This is a genomic window from Saccharothrix stipae (assembly GCF_054781895.1).
Genome location: NZ_BAAGTN010000008.1, coordinates 707,218 through 723,038, shown reverse-complemented (window position 1 = coordinate 723,038; position 15,821 = coordinate 707,218). Strand labels below are relative to the sequence as shown.

General features: G+C 71.1%; 15 protein-coding genes and 2 tRNA genes. 6 read left to right on the top strand and 11 right to left on the bottom strand.

The features are described from left to right. Window positions 1-18 precede the first annotated feature (18 nt). Complete coding sequence (locus ACYVLT_RS20155; RefSeq protein ID WP_461121729.1) at window positions 19-666, top strand: pyridoxamine 5'-phosphate oxidase family protein; 648 nt, start codon at window positions 19-21, stop codon at window positions 664-666. Here ACYVLT_RS20155 and ACYVLT_RS20150 read toward each other — a convergent pair. The 4 genes from ACYVLT_RS20150 to ACYVLT_RS20135 form a co-directional block, all read right to left on the bottom strand. After that, window positions 650-1,117, bottom strand: a complete 468-nt coding sequence (locus tag ACYVLT_RS20150; protein WP_461121728.1) for a cysteine dioxygenase — start codon at window positions 1,115-1,117, stop codon at window positions 650-652. The two genes, ACYVLT_RS20155 and ACYVLT_RS20150, sit on opposite strands and share 17 nt — an antisense overlap. A gap of 200 nt (window positions 1,118-1,317) precedes the next feature. Further along, window positions 1,318-2,385 carry a cystathionine gamma-lyase gene (locus ACYVLT_RS20145; RefSeq protein WP_461121727.1) on the bottom strand — a complete coding sequence of 356 codons (1,068 nt, stop codon included), beginning with the start codon at window positions 2,383-2,385 and terminating at the stop codon, window positions 1,318-1,320. Continuing rightward, complete coding sequence (locus ACYVLT_RS20140; protein ID WP_461121726.1) at window positions 2,382-3,386, bottom strand: NAD(P)H-dependent glycerol-3-phosphate dehydrogenase; 1,005 nt, start codon at window positions 3,384-3,386, stop codon at window positions 2,382-2,384. Before ACYVLT_RS20140 ends, ACYVLT_RS20145 begins: the two co-directional genes overlap by 4 nt. 1 nt (window position 3,387) lies before the next feature. Then, on the bottom strand, window positions 3,388-4,089 hold the full coding sequence (locus ACYVLT_RS20135) for a lysophospholipid acyltransferase family protein (protein ID WP_461121725.1): 702 nt from the start codon (window positions 4,087-4,089) through the stop codon (window positions 3,388-3,390). A 120-nt stretch (window positions 4,090-4,209) separates the two neighbouring features. On the opposite strand from ACYVLT_RS20135, the gene cofC reads away from it, so the two are divergent. Next, complete coding sequence (gene cofC / locus ACYVLT_RS20130) at window positions 4,210-4,818, top strand: 2-phospho-L-lactate guanylyltransferase (protein WP_461121724.1); 609 nt, start codon at window positions 4,210-4,212, stop codon at window positions 4,816-4,818. A 329-nt stretch (window positions 4,819-5,147) separates the two neighbouring features. Here cofC and ACYVLT_RS20125 read toward each other — a convergent pair whose 3' ends face one another. Further along, on the bottom strand, window positions 5,148-6,716 hold the full coding sequence (locus tag ACYVLT_RS20125) for an LVIVD repeat-containing protein (RefSeq protein ID WP_461121723.1): 1,569 nt from the start codon (window positions 6,714-6,716) through the stop codon (window positions 5,148-5,150). Between the two features lie 87 nt (window positions 6,717-6,803). Here ACYVLT_RS20125 and ACYVLT_RS20120 point away from each other — a divergent pair, with 87 nt between their 5' ends. From ACYVLT_RS20120 to ACYVLT_RS20110, 3 genes are all read left to right on the top strand, one after another. Next, window positions 6,804-6,998 carry a hypothetical protein gene (locus tag ACYVLT_RS20120; RefSeq protein WP_461121722.1) on the top strand — a complete coding sequence of 65 codons (195 nt, stop codon included), beginning with the start codon at window positions 6,804-6,806 and terminating at the stop codon, window positions 6,996-6,998. A 157-nt stretch (window positions 6,999-7,155) separates the two neighbouring features. Next, on the top strand, window positions 7,156-9,438 hold the full coding sequence (locus ACYVLT_RS20115) for an RNA degradosome polyphosphate kinase (protein ID WP_461121721.1): 2,283 nt from the start codon (window positions 7,156-7,158) through the stop codon (window positions 9,436-9,438). Between the two features lie 7 nt (window positions 9,439-9,445). Then, window positions 9,446-10,357 (top strand): NUDIX hydrolase, encoded by a 912-nt coding sequence (locus tag ACYVLT_RS20110; protein WP_461122253.1) that lies wholly within the window; start codon window positions 9,446-9,448, stop codon window positions 10,355-10,357. Between the two features lie 416 nt (window positions 10,358-10,773). Here ACYVLT_RS20110 and ACYVLT_RS20105 read toward each other — a convergent pair whose 3' ends face one another. The 3 genes from ACYVLT_RS20105 to leuC all read right to left on the bottom strand — a co-directional run bounded on the left by ACYVLT_RS20105 (window position 10,774) and on the right by leuC (window position 13,692). Beyond that, window positions 10,774-11,460 (bottom strand): HU family DNA-binding protein, encoded by a 687-nt coding sequence (locus ACYVLT_RS20105; protein ID WP_461121720.1) that lies wholly within the window; start codon window positions 11,458-11,460, stop codon window positions 10,774-10,776. Between the two features lie 210 nt (window positions 11,461-11,670). Continuing rightward, window positions 11,671-12,273 carry a 3-isopropylmalate dehydratase small subunit gene (gene leuD / locus ACYVLT_RS20100; RefSeq protein ID WP_360447100.1) on the bottom strand — a complete coding sequence of 201 codons (603 nt, stop codon included), beginning with the start codon at window positions 12,271-12,273 and terminating at the stop codon, window positions 11,671-11,673. Between the two features lie 15 nt (window positions 12,274-12,288). Further along, complete coding sequence (gene leuC, locus ACYVLT_RS20095; RefSeq protein WP_461121719.1) at window positions 12,289-13,692, bottom strand: 3-isopropylmalate dehydratase large subunit; 1,404 nt, start codon at window positions 13,690-13,692, stop codon at window positions 12,289-12,291. A gap of 71 nt (window positions 13,693-13,763) precedes the next feature. Here leuC and ACYVLT_RS20090 point away from each other — a divergent pair, with 71 nt between their 5' ends. Then, window positions 13,764-14,465 carry an IclR family transcriptional regulator gene (locus ACYVLT_RS20090; RefSeq protein ID WP_162470707.1) on the top strand — a complete coding sequence of 234 codons (702 nt, stop codon included), beginning with the start codon at window positions 13,764-13,766 and terminating at the stop codon, window positions 14,463-14,465. A 265-nt stretch (window positions 14,466-14,730) separates the two neighbouring features. Here ACYVLT_RS20090 and ACYVLT_RS20085 read toward each other — a convergent pair. The 3 genes from ACYVLT_RS20085 to ACYVLT_RS20075 all read right to left on the bottom strand — a co-directional run bounded on the left by ACYVLT_RS20085 (window position 14,731) and on the right by ACYVLT_RS20075 (window position 15,818). Continuing rightward, window positions 14,731-14,803, bottom strand: a tRNA-Glu gene (locus ACYVLT_RS20085). Between the two features lie 105 nt (window positions 14,804-14,908). Beyond that, window positions 14,909-14,980: transfer RNA gene (locus tag ACYVLT_RS20080), tRNA-Gln, on the bottom strand. 100 nt (window positions 14,981-15,080) lie between these two features. Further along, window positions 15,081-15,818, bottom strand: a complete 738-nt coding sequence (locus tag ACYVLT_RS20075; protein WP_461121718.1) for an HAD family hydrolase — start codon at window positions 15,816-15,818, stop codon at window positions 15,081-15,083. Window positions 15,819-15,821: the final 3 nt, after the last annotated feature.

Below are 15,821 nucleotides of genomic sequence, written 5' to 3'. Positions count from 1 at the left end.
ACCGGAAATGCTGGTCCCATGACGTTGTCACCGACGGACCGCAGCACCATCAAGCGTGGCCGCAAGCGCGCCGTGACCGAACGCGAGGCGCTGCACGCGGTCCTCGACGCCGCCCTCGTCTGCCACCTGGCCGTCGTCGTGGACGGCGCGCCGCTCGTGCTGCCCACCGGCTACGGCCGCGACGGCGACACCCTCTACCTGCACGGCTCGACCGGCGCGCGCAGCCTGCGCGAAGCCGCGACCGGCGTGCCCGTGTGCGTCGGCGTCACGATCCTGGACGGCGTGGTCTACGCCCGCTCGGCGTTCGACCACTCGATGAACTACCGCGCCGCCGTCGTCCACGGCACCGCCGTCCCGGTCACCGACCCGGAGGCCAAGCGGCACGCCCTGCGCGTGCTCACCGAGCACCTCGCGCCCGGCTCGTGGGACTACGCCCGGCAGCCGACGCCGAAGGAGCTCGCCGCGACCGCCGTGCTGTCCCTGGACCTCGCCGAGGCGTCGGTGAAGATCCGCAGCGGCCCGCCCGGCGACGAGCCCGAGGACGTCGCCGCCAACGCGAAGTGGGCGGGCGTGCTGCCGCTGCGCACGGTGTGGGGTGAGCCCGAGGCCGACCCGACGCTGGTCGGCGACTGGGACGTGCCGCCGCACGTCAGCGCGCGGAGGTAGTCCCCGTCACCGGGTCGAAGTGGACCGGCCGCATGGTGCGCCCGCCGTCGCGGTACACGTGGATCGTGACGGCGGGGTCGACGCCGTCGTTGCGCACCTGGTGCACGTACGAGGGGCCGAACACGCGTGACTGGCCGGCCACGAGGTGGTGCAGCACCTGGGTCGGCCCGGGCGTGACGACCTCCGTCAGCGAGCCGCTGACCACGGTGAACGCGCCGCTGGTCACGCCGTGGTCGTGCAGGTCGGCGTGCTGGCCGGGCAACCAGCTCATCAGCCACACCTCCTGCTCGTCGGTGGCGTCCACGAGCACGGCGAAGCGGGTGTCGGGGTCGTAGCGGAGCAGGTGGGCCCAGCGCTCCCGCCGTGCCGCCACGTCGAGCGCGATCCGCACGGGGTGCAGCGCGGCGTGCGTCTGGGGCAGGGCGATGGTGTTCTCCGGAACGGCGAACATGGTTCCTTCTCGGTGCTCGGTGAGTGGCGAGCCGCACGGGCTCGCGGGACGCGGGTCGATCACCGAGGCAGACAGAGCGCGCTGGCGACCAGGCGGAGGTCGATGTGACCCCGCCCGCCGATCATCGCGCGGAAGGACATGCCGACGAGGGTGGCAGCACGTCCGCCGGCACGCAACCGGGTCCCACGAGATGGACCCCGTCAGAGTGACGCGAGCACGTCCTCGACCAGGTCGGCGGTGTCCTCGCAGCCCGCGGACAGCCGCACCAGGCCCTCCGGCACCGGGTCGCCCCACTGCGCCCGCCGGTCCAGGCTGGTGTGCAGGCCGCCGAAGCTGGTGCTCGCGGACACCAGCCGGGACCGCGAGAGGAACGCCGCCACCGCGTCGACGCCCGCCAGCTCGAACGTCAGCACCCCGCCGAACCGCCGCATCTGCCGTGACGCGACCTCGTGCGCCGGGTCCTCCGGCGCGCCCGGCCAACGCAGGCGCGTGACGGCCGGGTGGGTCTTGAGCACGTCGTACAGGGCTGCCGCGTTCGCCGCCTGCCTGCTCAGCCGCAGGTCCAGCGTGCCGAGGCCGCGGTGCGCCAGCCACGCCTCGAACGGCCCGGGGATCGCACCGCCGGTCGTGCGCGCCGCGCGCACCCGTTCGGCCAGGGCCGGGTCCGACGTGGACACGTGACCGAGCAGCACGTCGCTGTGCCCCGCGACGGCCTTCGTGTCGCTGCTCAGCACCGCGTCCGCGCCCAACGACAGCGGTTGCTGTCCGAGCGGCGTCGCGGTCGTGTTGTCCACGGCGACCAGCGCGCCCGCCGCGTGCGCGGCCTCGGCCAGCGCGGCGATGTCGCACACGTCCAGGCCCGGGTTGGACGGCGACTCCAGCAGCACCAGCCGCACGCCGTGCAGCGACGGGTACGGACCGGCGGTGGGTGCCTCGACCACCTCCACCGGCATCTCGGCGACCAGCGCGCGGGTCACGAAGTAGCCGTCACCGGGCAGCACCACCACGTCGCCGGGCGCGAGCACCACGCGCAGGAACGTCGAGATCGCCGCCATGCCGGACGGGAACAGCACGGTCGTGCCGCCGTCCAACTCGCCCAGCGCCGCCTCCAGCGCGCGCCACGTCGGGTTGTGCGCCCGGCCGTAGGTGTCCTCGCCACCCAGGTGGTAGCCGGTGGCGAACACCGGGCCGGCCAGGAACGGCTCACCCGGCACGGCGGGCGTCGAGTGCACGACCCGCGTGCCGTCGCCCCAGGTCGCACGGGTCACTGCCGTTCCGCCTTCGGCTCGCGACCGAGCAGCGCCGCCGTCAGCACGCGCGGGTCCAGCCTTTCGTGGCACACCTGGTGCACGCCGTCGGTGATCGGCATGTCCACCCCGACCCGGGCGGCCAGCTCGCGGATCGACGAGCACGACTTCACGCCCTCGGCGACCTGCCCGTGCGCGGCCTCCTGCGCCTGCGCCGGCGAGTCGCCGCGGCCCAGCCGTTCCCCGAACGTCCGGTTGCGCGACAGCGGCGACGCGCAGGTGGCCACCAGGTCGCCCAGGCCCGCCAGCCCGGCGAACGTCAACGGGTCCGCGCCCAGCGCCGCGCCGAGGCGGGCGGTCTCGGCCAGGCCCCTGGTGATGATCGAGGCCATCGTGTTGTCGCCGAACCCCATGCCCGCCGCCATGCCGCAGGCCAGCGCGATGACGTTCTTGCACGCGCCGCCGAGCTCGCAGCCGACCACGTCGACGTTGGTGTAGGGGCGGAAGTAGGAGTTGGAGCACGCGTGCTGGAGGTCGACCGCGCGGTCGTGGTCGGTGCACGCGATGACCGTCGCGGTCGGCTGCTCGGCCGCGATCTCCTTGGCCAGGTTCGGCCCGGAGACCACCGCGACCTGGTCCTCCGGCACGCCGGCCACCTCGCGGATCACCTCGCTCATCCGCTTGAGCGTGCCCAGCTCGACGCCCTTGGCCAGGCTGACCAGCGTCGCGCCCGCGGGCAGCCACGGCCGCCAGCCGGTCAGGTTCTCCCGCAACGTCTGGCTCGGCACGGCCAGCACCACGGCACCGGCGCCGTCCAACGCCTTCTCGGCGTCCGCGGTCGCGGCCAGGTTGGCCGGCAGCGCCACGCCCGGCAGGTAGTCGGCGTTGACCCGGTCCTTCGAGATGGCGTCGGCCACGTCGGCCCGCCGCGCCCACAGCACCACGTCCGTGCCGGAGTCGGCGAGCACCTTGGCGAACGCGGTGCCCCACGACCCGGCGCCCAGCACCGCGACCCGGTCCACGTCAGGCCTTCTTGGTGTAGAAGCCGTCGGGCGCCTGCTCCTCGCGGATGTCCGCGAGCAGGCCCTTCACCTGGTTCATCAGCACGTCGGTGACCTCGCGCAGCACCGCGATGTTCTGCGGCTGGTCGCGGTAGGCCGACAGGTCGACCGGTGCGCCGACCTTCGTCACCACGGTCTTGCGCGGGAACGGGCGGAACTTCTTGCGGTAGTGGTCGTAGAGCTCGCGGGTGCCCCAGCGGGCGACGGGCAGCACCGGCACGTCGTGCTCCAGGGCGAGCCTGGCCACGCCGGTGCGGGCGGTCATCGGCCAGCCGTCGGGGTCACGCGTGATCGTGCCCTCCGGGTAGATGATCACCACCAGGCCCTGCTCCAGCGCCTCGTGCGCGGCGCGCAGGCTCTGCTGGGCGTCGGCCGTGCCCCGGTAGACCGGGATCTGGCGGGCGCCCTTGATCACGGCGCCGACCACCGGGACGTTCCACAGGCTGTGCTTGGCCAGGAAGTGCGGCACGCGGCCCTGCTTGTGCGTGAAGACGGCGTCGTAGACCGGGTCCAGGTGGGACACGTGGTTCATCACGACCAGCGCGCCACCCGTCTTGGGCACCCGCTCTCCGCCCTCGTTTCGCCGCCGCGCCATCATCGCGGTGGCGGGGTAGAAGATCGCCGCGGCGAGCCCGACCCAGAAGCCGCCCTTCTCCTTGGCCACTTGCACTCCCTCTTCGTCGTGGACCTGGAGTCTTCCCCACGTCGCCGGAGGGGACAATCAGACCTCGGTCGGACTTCGAGCCAGTGGCCAGGTCCAGCCGGCATCCGGGAGTATGGCCTGGTGCGAGCGGACGTCGACCTGGTGGTGCCGGTCAAGGCGCTGGAACGGGCCAAGTCACGGCTCGTCGGTACCCGGCTCGACCGGCCCGCGCTGGCGCTGGCGTTCGCGCTGGACACGATCGCGGCAGCGATCCCGGCGGTCCGCCGTGTGTTGGCGGTCACGTCCGACCCGGCGGTGGTGGCGGAACTGCGCGCCCTGGGCGTCGAGTCGCTGGCCGGCCCGGAAGGACTGAACGAGTCGCTGCGGTTCGGGTTCGGGGTGCTGCGGTCCCGCGACGCGGGGTCGGTCGTGGGTGCCCTGCAAGCCGACCTGCCCGCCCTGCGAACGCTGGAACTGGCCGCGGCATTGGCGGCGGCCCGGGGCCGTGCATTCTGCGCCGACCACCAGGGCACCGGGACGACACTGCTGCTGTCGTCCCCCGGCGGCCCCTTGACCCCTTCCTTCGGCATCAACTCGTCCACCGCCCACGCCGCTTCCGGAGCGATGGCACTCGTGGGCCCCTGGCCTTCACTGCGGCAGGACGTCGACACGGCCGAAGACCTGCGCTCGGCCGCCGACCTGGGCCTCGGCCCCCGAACAGCCGCCGTTGTGACCCCCGTAGGCCGCTAAGCGCACCACTGCGTCCCTGTGCGGCCACTGATCTCTTCCTCCCAAAAGGAGGGGTTCGTGTCATCCCGCCGACCTGGCGCAGCCCTACCGCGCGTGTCAAGGGGGCGCTTCCAGCCCTACCGCACCTGAGGCTGGAACCGCCCCCTTGACACGTGTGGTTGCCCTTGTGGAGGTCGGCGGGATGACACGGACCCCGACCAACAACGCAACGAGGGATCCCGCCCCAACCCCTTCATCCTGCTGATCTGCCCGTCCGGCGAGGACGCTTTCACCTTTCAATCTTTCAACGCCTCCGCCGCACCCCCACCCCCATCAGCAGCCAGCACCCATCAGCAGCACGGCTCACCCGGCACGCACCGACCAACGAGCATCGGGCAAGCGAACCCGTAATCCGGGTCCGGCGCGAGAGGCAGCCGCTTGCGGGGCCCGTCCAACGACCGGAAAGTCGCCGACACCTCCGTCACCGGCGCCGTCTTCAGCGTCACGTTCGTGTGCGAGGCCTGCGCCTCGTACGCGGCCGCCGTGAGCTTCACCACCTCGACACCACGGGCCAGGTCCGCCACGAACACGCGACCCCGGTGCCAGTACGGGGCGAACGACACCGCGCCCTCCGGCCGCCAGTACGCCACCTGGATCGGGTTCGCCGGGTCGGAGATGTCCAGGAACCGCGTCCCCTGCTCGTACCACGAGTACGCCACGATCCGCTGGTGCACGTCGAAGTAGTGCGCCGAGCAGAACGTGTCCGGCCCCGGCAGCGTGCCCTCCTGGTCGTCCGGCGACCAGACGCCCACCGTCTTCAGGTGGAACGGCTGCTCGGGCGTCGCCCGCCACGACTCGCCACCCGTCGAACCCGCCAGCGACGAGATCACGAACCGCCCCTGGTCCTTGCACGTCGCCGACCCGAACGCCTCCTCGGTGTGCAGCAGCAAGCTGCCCGCCGGGTGCTCACGCGACGGCTTGGGACCGTCCTTCAGCGTCCGCCCGACCGGTCGGAACGAGTTGTGCGAGAACGACGTCGGCATGTCCAGCTTCGCCGCCGCCCCGCCGGCGTACGGGACCGGGCTGTACGGCGTCGCCTCGCGCACCTGCCCGGTCAACGGATCGCGGTGCCACCCGCGCGTGTGGTAGCCACGCGTTCCACCGGTACCGGCCACCCACGCGATGCCCGCCGCGTCCACCTGGACGTCGTGCGTCATGTGCGTCTCGCCCTGGTTGCGGTTGAGGTCCACGTAGGTGCCCAGGGTCTTCGGGTTGCGCGGATCCCGGATGTCGGTGACGAACACCTTGCCGGAACGCCGGTAGGTGTCCGGATCGTCGGTCGGCGTGCCGTCGTAGCCGGTCGTCCACAGGTACGAGCAGTCGTTGACGCACGACGTGATGTGACCGGTGCCCATCGGCGCGAAGCTCAGCAGCTCCAGCCGCGCCGGGTCGACCGCGGACACGAAGTACACGCCGGTGGGCCGCTCGCTGCCCACCTGCCGGCCGAACGCGCTGCGCTCGCGCGCCAGGAACACCAGCTTGCGGTTCGGGTCGACGGTGACGTCCTCGTTCTCCCAGAACCGCTGCTCGGGGTCGTCGCCCGGCAACGCCAGCTCCTGCTTGGTCAGGTGGTCGAGCAACCTGGGCCGGTCGACGTCCGTCACGTCGTAGGTCTTGAGCCCGAACGTACCGCTGAGGAACATCACGTCGCGGTGCCGGTACTGCATGAAGTTGATGGAGATGGCGCCTTCGGTCTCGGGTATCGCCGCGCGCAGCTCGACGTTCTTCGCCGCCGCCGGCAGGCCCACGCGCCCGGGTTCCGCGGCCTCGGCCGCCGGTGACGCCTGAGCCTGGCCGGTGACGGCACCGGTGAGGCCGCCGAGCAGCAACGCCGTCAACACCCCTGCCACAACCCTCATGCCCACTCCTTCCGGTAACGGGACCATTGCGGAGCGTGGCAGCGACGGCCGATCGGCCACCACCCTCCGATCGGCTAGCTTTGGCCCGTGACCGAGCAGGCGACGGTGAGCGCGCATCACCCGGACGGCTCAGCGACCGTCCTGCGCGACGACGGCGTGCTGGTGGACGTATCGGCCGACGCCGTCGCCGAGGGTGGCTGGCGCGCGCTGCGCCCCGGCCAACGGGTCACCCTCGTGCGGGACGCCACCGGCAACATCCGGGGCGTGCTCCGGCCGGTGTGACTCGGGGCGACCCGAACCGGGACGACCCCACCGAGGCCACCCGAACCGGAACGACGCGAACCGGGTGACTCGATCCAGTGTGACTCCCGCCGCTGTGACGCGGAGTTCACCTCCTGGTCGGCTCCGACCGGCGCGCATCCGCCCGTTCTGGGGAACAATGCTGATCGTGAGCACGGACAACACTCCCGACCAGCCCGCGCCGAAGCGACGGACGAGGACGCCGAGGGCGACGCCCGCGACGAGCACCCCGCGCCGTCGACCGCGCCCGGCCGCCCGCCGCGGCGGCAACGGCACGCGTGCGGGCACGGCGGCGCAGCAACCGGCCGAGTCGACGTCCCGGTTCCCGAGCTCACCGCCCGCCGTCACGGCCACCGAGGCGCACGTCGACCTGCCCGACGACCGGTACTTCAACCGGGAGCTGTCCTGGTTGGACTTCAACGCCAGGGTGCTCGCGCTGGCCGAGGACGCCTCCCAGCCGCTGCTGGAGCGGGCGAAGTTCCTGGCCATCTTCGCGTCGAACCTGGACGAGTTCTACATGGTGCGGGTCGCCGGCCTGAAGCGGCGCGACGAGACCGGCCTGTCGGTGCGCAGCGCGGACGGCCTCACCCCGCGCGAGCAGCTGGCGAACATGTCCAAGCGCGCCCAGGAGCTGGTCGAGCAGCACGCCAGGGCGTTCCTCGACCACGTGCAGCCGGAGCTGGAGAAGCACGGCATCAGCATCGTCAACTGGGCGCAGCTCAGCGACTTCGAGCAGCTGCGGCTGTCCAACTACTTCACCGACCAGGTGTTCCCGGTGCTCACGCCCCTGGCCGTGGACGCCGCGCACCCGTTCCCCTACATCTCCGGGCTGTCGCTGAACCTCGCCGTGACGGTGCGCGACCCGGAGGGCGGCGCGGAGCGGTTCGCCCGCATCAAGGTGCCGGACAACGTGCCGCGCCTGGTTCGCGTGGAGAACGACCGGACCAGCCCGACGGCCACGTTCCTGCCGTTGGAGGACCTGATCGCGGCGCACCTGGGCGAGCTGTTCGCGGGCATGCAGGTCATCGAGTGCCACGCGTTCCGGGTGACCCGCAACGCCGACCTGGAGGTCGAGGAGGACCAGGACGAGGACCTGCTCAAGTCGTTGGAACGGGAGCTGGCGCGCCGCCGGTTCGGACCGCCGGTGCGGCTGGAGATCGCCGACGACATGACCGAGCACATGCTGGAACGGCTGCTGCGCGAGCTGGAGGTCGACCCGCACGACGTCGTCCAGGTGCCCGGGCTGCTCGACCTGTCGTGCCTGTTCCAGCTCTACAGCGTGGACCGCAAGCAGCTCAAGGACGCGCCGTTCGTGCCCGCCACGCACTCGGCGTTCGGCGAGCGGGAGACGCCGAAGAGCATCTTCGCCACGTTGCGCGAGGGTGACGTGCTGGTGCACCACCCGTACGACTCGTTCTCCACCTCCGTGCAGCGGTTCATCGAGCAGGCGGCGGCCGACCCGCGCGTGCTGGCCATCAAGCAGACGCTGTACCGCACGTCGGGCGACTCCCCGATCGTGGACGCGTTGATCGACGCGGCCGAGGCGGGCAAGCAGGTCGTGGCGCTGGTGGAGATCAAGGCGCGGTTCGACGAGCAGGCGAACATCAAGTGGGCGCGGGCGCTGGAGAAGGCGGGCGTGCACGTCGTCTACGGCCTGATGGGGCTCAAGACGCACTGCAAGACCTCGTTGGTGGTGCGGCAGGAGGGCTCCCGGATCCAGCGGTACTGCCACATCGGCACCGGCAACTACAACCCGAAGACGGCCCGGCTGTACGAGGACATCGGCATCCTCACCGCCGAGCCGACCATCGGCGCGGACCTGACCGACCTGTTCAACGTCCTCACCGGGTACGCCCGGCAGGACCACTACCGCAGCCTGCTCGTCGCGCCCTACGGCGTGCGGCGCGGGATCGTGGAGCGCATCGAGCGGGAGATCGAGCACTCGCGGGCCGGCTCCCCCGCCGGTGTGCGCATCAAGGTGAACTCGCTGGTGGACGAGCAGGTCATCGACTCGCTGTACCGGGCGTCGCAGGCGGGCGTGCGGGTGGACGTGGTGGTGCGCGGGGTCTGCGCGTTGAAGCCGGGCATCAAGGGGCTGTCGGAGAACATCCACGTCCGGTCGATCCTCGGCCGGTTCCTGGAGCACTCGCGGGTGGTCCACTTCGTCGGTTCCGCCGAGCACTGGATCGGCAGCGCCGACATGATGCACCGCAACCTGGACCGCCGGGTGGAGGTGCAGCTGCGGGTGACCGACCCGAAGCTCACCGCGCAGCTCGACGCGATGATGGACTCGGCGCTGGAGCCGACCACGCGGTGCTGGGTGCTGCAACCCGACGGGGAGTGGGAGGCGTCGCCGGCCGACGGCACCAGGGTGCGCGACCACCAGACCGAGATGCTGCGCAACCACCGCGCGCTGGGGTGAGTCGTTGATCCGGGCGGCAGGCGCCGTGCTGTGGCGCGATGGTTCCGTGGCGGTCGTGCACCGACCGCGTTATGACGACTGGTCCCTGCCCAAGGGCAAGTTGGACCCCGGTGAGACGGTGCCCGCGGCGGCGGTGCGGGAGGTGCTGGAGGAGACCGGGTTCCGCGCCGTGCTGGGGCGGCACCTGTGCCAGGTGTCGTACCGGGCGTTCGGCAGGCCGAAGGTCGTGGACTACTTCAGCGCTCGGGCCGAGTCGGGTGCGTTCGTGCCGAACGACGAGGTGGACGAGCTGCGGTGGGTGCCGTTCGCCGAGGCGGCTTCGCTGGTGACCACGGACACCGACCGGTCGGTGCTGGCGGCGTTCTCGGCGGCGCCCGCGGACCTGGCGACGGTGTTGCTGGTGCGGCACGCGAAGGCGGGCAAGCGGGACAACTGGCCTGGTGACGACGACCTGCGGCCGTTGAGCTCGGCGGGGTGGCGGCAGGCGGGCGGGTTGCGGTCGATGCTGCCGTTGTGGGGGCCCGCGCGGGTGCACTCCGCGCCTCGGGTGCGGTGCGTGGAGACCGTTCAGGGGGTGGCGGAGGACTTGGGCGTCGGCGTGCTGCTGGAGCCTCGGTTGTCCGAGGAGGGGTACTGGCCGGACCGGGAGGCCGGGTTGGTGCGCCTGCTGGAGATCGCCGACGGGGCCGGCACGCCGGTCGTGTGCAGCCAGGGCGGGGTGATTCCGGACATCGTGTCCACCCTCGCCGACCTGGGCGGTCTGTCGTTGGAGGGCACGCCGTGCAAGAAGGGCAGCACCTGGCTGCTGACGTTCCGGCGGCCCGAGCCGGGGTGGTCCACTTCGGACTCGCACACCGCCTGGCCGCGCCTCGTCTCGGCCCACTACTTCCCCACCGCGCTGCCCGCGCCCACGACCTGACCCTGGGAATCGGCCAGTCGTGCACCGGACTCGGCCGGTCGGGTCACGCGGGGAGTCCACTCGACTCCACACAGCGTCCGAACGTAGAACTCTCGCGTCCTGAACGTAGGACTCTCGGACTCCGAACGTAGGACTCTCGCGCTCCGAACGTAGGACTCTCGCGTTCTGAAGGTAGGACTCTCGCGTTCTGAAGGTAGGACACGCGCGTTCTGGGGGTAGGACACGCGCGAGGGGTGGGGGTGGGGCCCCGGTTGGTTCGGGGTTCCGAGGTGAGTGGGTGGGAAAAGAGGGCTGAGGTGGGCTGTGCGGGGTTGGGGCGGTGGGGGTTGGGTAGACAGCGCTCAGGGCCCGGTGCGCGTCCGCATCGGGCCCTGAGCTTGTGTTGCGCGCCTGGCCGGTGATCACCCGGCCGGGTTTCACTTCTTCTTGGCCGGGGCCTTCTTCGCCGCGGGCTTCGCGGCGGCGGCCGTGGTGGCCTTCGCCGTCGACGCCTTCGGCGTGGCGGCCTTCTTGGCCGCCGCCGCGGGCTTCGCCGTGGTCGTCGCCTTGGCCGCCGCGGGCTTCGCGGCGGTGGCCTTGGTCGCGGTGCTCTTCGCAGGCGCGGCCTTGGTGGCGGTGGCGGCGGGCTTCGCAGCCGCGGCGGTCCGGCGGGTCGCCGGTGCCTTCGTGGCTGCCGCAGCGGCACGCGTGGCGGTACCGGTGCTGCGCGTCGCGCGCGCAGTGGTGGTACGCGCGGTGGTGCTGCGGGTCGCCGGCGCCTTCGTCCCGGCGGCCGGCTTGGCCGCCGCGGCCGCGGCGGGCTTGGCGGCCGTGACGCGCGGCAGCTTCTTCGTGCCGCTGATGACGTCCTTGAACGTCGAACCCGCGCGGAACGCGGGAACGTTGGTCTTCTTGACCTTCACGGTCTCACCGGTGCGCGGGTTGCGAGCGGTGCGGGCCGCACGGGCACGCTTCTCGAAGACACCGAAACCGGTGATGTTGACCTTCTCGCCCTTGTGGACGCTGCGGACGATGACGTCGACGATGCCGTCGACGGCGGCAGCGGCGTTCTTCTTGTCGCCAAGGCGCTCGGCGAGCGCCTCGATGAGCTGGGCCTTGTTCACCTTCAGTCCCTCCCAGGACGCTCACGGCCCTTAGCTCGGGCCGACTGATTGCCCACGGTAAGCCCATATGCAAGGAAATACCAATCGCCACGCCAGATTTTCCGTTGTGGCGTGGGCAATTACGACCTGTCGAGGGACACCTGAGCGGCCCCGGAGGGTTCGAAGGGGCCGGATTCCCGCTGTTCGGAGGGGAATCCGACCCCTTCGGAGTCACCCCGCGGGCAGCGGATCGGTAGTCGGCAACCAACCCTGCCTGCGCTGCTCGAACTCGGTGATGGCGTCGGCGTGGCGGAGGGTCAGCGCGATGTCGTCCAATCCCTCCAGCAGCCGCCAGCGGGTGTACTCGTCGACCGTGAAGGGCGCGGTGAAGTCCTTCGCCACAACGGTGTTCTTCGTCAGGTCGACGGTGACCTCGGTGCCGGGCTCGTTCTCCAGCAGCTTCCAGAGCAATTCGACATCGGACTGCGAGCACTCGGCGGCCACCAGGCCCTGCTTGCCCGAGTTGCCCCGGAAGATGTCGGCGAACCGGGAGGAGATGACCACCCGGAAGCCGTAATCCATGAGCGCCCAGACGGCGTGCTCCCGGGACGACCCGGTGCCGAAATCAGGCCCGGCGACCAGCACGCTGCCCGCCCGGAACGGTTCCTGGTTGAGCACGAACTGCTCGTCGCCGCGCCAGGCGGCGAACAGGCCGTCCTCGAAGCCCGTGCGGGTCACGCGCTTGAGGTAGACGGCCGGGATGATCTGGTCGGTGTCCACGTTGGACCTGCGCAGCGGCACGCCGACCCCGGTGTGCGTGGTGAACGCTTCCATGTTCGTAGAACTCCCTCAGACCAGGTCGGCGGGCGACGACAGCGTGCCCCGCACGGCGGTGGCGGCGGCCACGAGTGGCGAAACCAGGTGGGTGCGGCCACCCTTGCCCTGCCTGCCCTCGAAGTTTCGGTTGGAGGTCGACGCGCTGCGCTCGCCCGGCTTGAGCTGGTCCGGGTTCATGCCCAGGCACATCGAGCAGCCGGCCTGGCGCCACTCGGCGCCCGCCGCCAGGAACACCTCGTGCAGCCCCTCGGACTCGGCCTGCGCGCGCACCCGCATGGAGCCGGGCACGACGAGCATCCGGACGCCGTCAGCGACCTGGTGGCCGCGCAGCACGTCCGCCGCCGCCCGCAGGTCCTCGATCCGGCCGTTGGTGCACGAGCCGAGGAACACGGTGTCGACGCGGATGTCGCGCAGCGGGGTGCCCGCCTCCAGCCCCATGTAGGTCAGGGCCTTCTCGGCGGCCACGCGCTCGTTCTCGTCGACGATCGTCTCGGGGTCGGGCACGGCGGCGCTGAGCGGCAGGCCCTGGCCCGGGTTCGTGCCCCAGGTGACGAACGGCGTCAGCTCGTCGGCGTCGAGGCGGACCTCGGCGTCGAACTCGGCGTCGTCGTCGGTGCGCAGGGTCTTCCAGTACTCGACGGCCGCGTCCCAGTCGGCGCCCGACGGCGCGTGCGGACGGCCCTGGATGTAGTCGAACGTGGTCTGGTCCGGCGCGATCATGCCCGCGCGCGCGCCCGCCTCGATCGACATGTTGCACACGGTCATGCGGGCTTCCATCGACAGCGCCTCGATCGCGCTGCCCCGGTACTCCAGGACGTAGCCCTGGCCGCCACCGGTGCCGATCTTCGCGATCACCGCGAGGATGACGTCCTTCGCCGTGACGCCGGGCCGCAGCTCGCCGTCGACGGTGATGGCCATCGTCTTGAACGGCCGCAGCGGCAGCGTCTGGGTGGCCATCACGTGCTCCACCTCGGACGTGCCGATGCCGAACGCCAACGCGCCGAACGCGCCGTGCGTGGACGTGTGGCTGTCGCCGCAGACGACGGTCATGCCGGGCTGGGTCAGGCCCAGCTGCGGGCCCACGACGTGCACGATGCCCTGCTCGGCGTCACCCATGGGGTGCAGCCGCACGCCGAACTCCGCGCAGTTCTTGCGCAGCGTCTCGACCTGCGTGCGCGACACCGGGTCGGCGATCGGGAGCTCGATGTCGATCGTCGGGACGTTGTGGTCCTCGGTGGCGATCGTGAGGTCGGGTCGGCGGAGCTGCCGCCCCGCCAGGCGCAGGCCGTCGAACGCCTGCGGGCTGGTCACTTCGTGCAGCAGGTGGAGGTCGATGTAGAGCAGGTCCGGCTCCGCGCCACTGCCGTGGCGCACGACGTGTGCTTCCCACACCTTCTCCGCGAGCGTGCGGCTCATCGCAACTCTCCCAAGATCTGGACAGTCGATAGATCTGGACTTCCCAGACAGTGGGAAGTTAGTATCGGCTTGTGGGACAGCATAGCGGGATCGGCGTGTTGGACAAGGCAGTGGCTGTCTTGAACGCCGTCGCAAAGGATCCGTGTGGGCTCGCCGAGTTGTGCAACCGGACGGGCTTGCCGAGGGCTACCGCGCACCGGTTGGCGGTGGGGCTCGAGGTGCACCGGTTGCTGCGACGGGGTTCCGACGGCCGCTGGCGTCCGGGCGCGGCACTGGCGGAGTTGGCGGGCGGTGCCACCGACCCGTTGCTCGACGCGGCGTCCTCGGTGTTGCCGAGGTTGCGCGACATCACGGGCGAGAGCGTCCAGTTGTACCGGCGGGACGGGATGCAGCGGATCTGCGTGTCCTCCGCGGAACCACCGAGTGGTTTGCGCGACACCGTGCCGATCGGCGCGCGATTGCCGATGACGGCCGGTTCGGGCGCGAAGGTATTGGCCGCGTGGGCGGATCCGGGAACTCAACGTTCCGTTCTCGCCGACGCCGTTTACGGCGAACGGACATTGTTGGAAGTCCGCCGGCGCGGCTGGGCGCAGTCCGTGGCGGAACGGGAACCGGGTGTCGCTTCCGTTTCCGCGCCGGTTAGGGACAGCACCGGCTCGGTAGTGGCCGCGGTCTCCGTTTCGGGCCCGATCGACCGGATGGGCCGCCGCCCGGGCGCCCGCTGGGCCGCCGACCTCCTGGCCGCCGCCGAAGCCCTCCAAACCCGCCTCTGACCCCCTGGAGGGCAGACCCCTGGGAAACCTCAGACACCCCTGACGGTCCTGACCCGCCCCTAGTTCCCCCTGGTTGTTTCCCCTGGGCCTCGACCGGGCTCCCCGTTCCCCACCATCGCACCACACCACCGGGGAACGGGAGCCCGCTCGCGCCGGGGGTGCAGGGGGCGGAGCCCGCCTGCCCGGGGCCCGGGGGTCGGACCCCCGGTCGACAATGCGAAAGATCCCCGTTTCGCGTCAGCGAAACAGGGATCTCCCTGATCTGTAGCCCCGATGGGATTCGAACCCACGCTACCGCCTTGAGAGGGCGGCGTCCTAGGCCGCTAGACGACGGGGCCAGGAACTTTCATATTCAGTTGAACAGGTCTTGCCTTGCTGTCCTGCGGCGCGAGTAGCTTACCACACTGGATTTTTAGCTTACCACCGGGTTATCTACTTCGCAGCTGGGGTACCAGGACTCGAACCTAGACTAACTGAACCAGAATCAGTCGTGCTGCCAATTACACCATACCCCAATGGTTTCCCGGGCCGCTCCCCGTTGATCGCGCTTCAGGGGGCCGTCCGTTCCGCCGGGAGGAATACTAGACCACGTGCCCGGCGGAACGGAAATCGGGGTCACGCGGAGGCGGTCGAGAGCTCGCAGACGAGCAGTTCCGGCAGCTCAGCCAGGCTGCTGATGGCGGCGATGCCGGTGGGCAGCGCGCCCTCGCGCGGGCCCTGGCGGTTCAGCCACACGCCCTTCATGCCCGCGTCGCGCGCGCCGATCGCGTCGGCGTGCAGGCGGTCGCCGACGTGCACCGTGTCACCCAGGTCCACACCCAGGTCCGCGCACGCGGTGTCGAAGATCACCCGGTCCGGCTTCGCCGCGCCGACCTCGCCCGCGATGAGCACGGTGTCGAAGTACTGGGCCAGCCCCAGGGACGCGATCTTCACCCGTTGGTGGCGCCCTGAGGCGTTGCTCACGGCCGCCATGGGCAGACCGGTCGCCCGCAGCCACTCCAGGCACGGCACGACGTCCGGGAACAGCCGCCAGCCGGCCGCGAGGACTTCCTGCCGGTGCAGTTCCCGGCGGGTCGCCTCCTCCTGGTTCAACTCCTCGCCGAGGGCCGCGAAGAACGCACGGGTGCGGATGTTGCGCATCGTCTCGTATTCCAGCTCGCCCGCGAGCAGCCGCTCGCAGTGCTCGTCGGTGATGCGCTGCCACAGCGGCCAAGCGTCGGCGTTGCCGACCATCGCGGCCAGGGCGGCCCGGGAGGACGTGCTGTAGTCGACGAGGGTGTCGTCCACGTCGAGGCACACGGCCCGGATCTCGCCGGTTCTCCGAGGGGTGAAATTCGGTGCTGCGGTTGTCACCCC

Excerpts from the sequence above, each read along its gene's own strand:
- ACYVLT_RS20155 (WP_461121729.1), top strand. The coding sequence starts at position 19 with ATGACGTTGTCACCGACGGACCGCAGCACCATCAAGCGTGGCCGCAAG.
- ACYVLT_RS20150 (WP_461121728.1), bottom strand. The coding sequence starts at position 1,117 with ATGTTCGCCGTTCCGGAGAACACCATCGCCCTGCCCCAGACGCACGCC.
- ACYVLT_RS20125 (WP_461121723.1), bottom strand. The coding sequence starts at position 6,716 with ATGAGGGTTGTGGCAGGGGTGTTGACGGCGTTGCTGCTCGGCGGCCTC.
- ACYVLT_RS20115 (WP_461121721.1), top strand. The coding sequence starts at position 7,156 with ATGCTGATCGTGAGCACGGACAACACTCCCGACCAGCCCGCGCCGAAG.
- leuD (WP_360447100.1), bottom strand. The coding sequence starts at position 12,273 with ATGGAAGCGTTCACCACGCACACCGGGGTCGGCGTGCCGCTGCGCAGG.
- leuC (WP_461121719.1), bottom strand. The coding sequence starts at position 13,692 with ATGAGCCGCACGCTCGCGGAGAAGGTGTGGGAAGCACACGTCGTGCGC.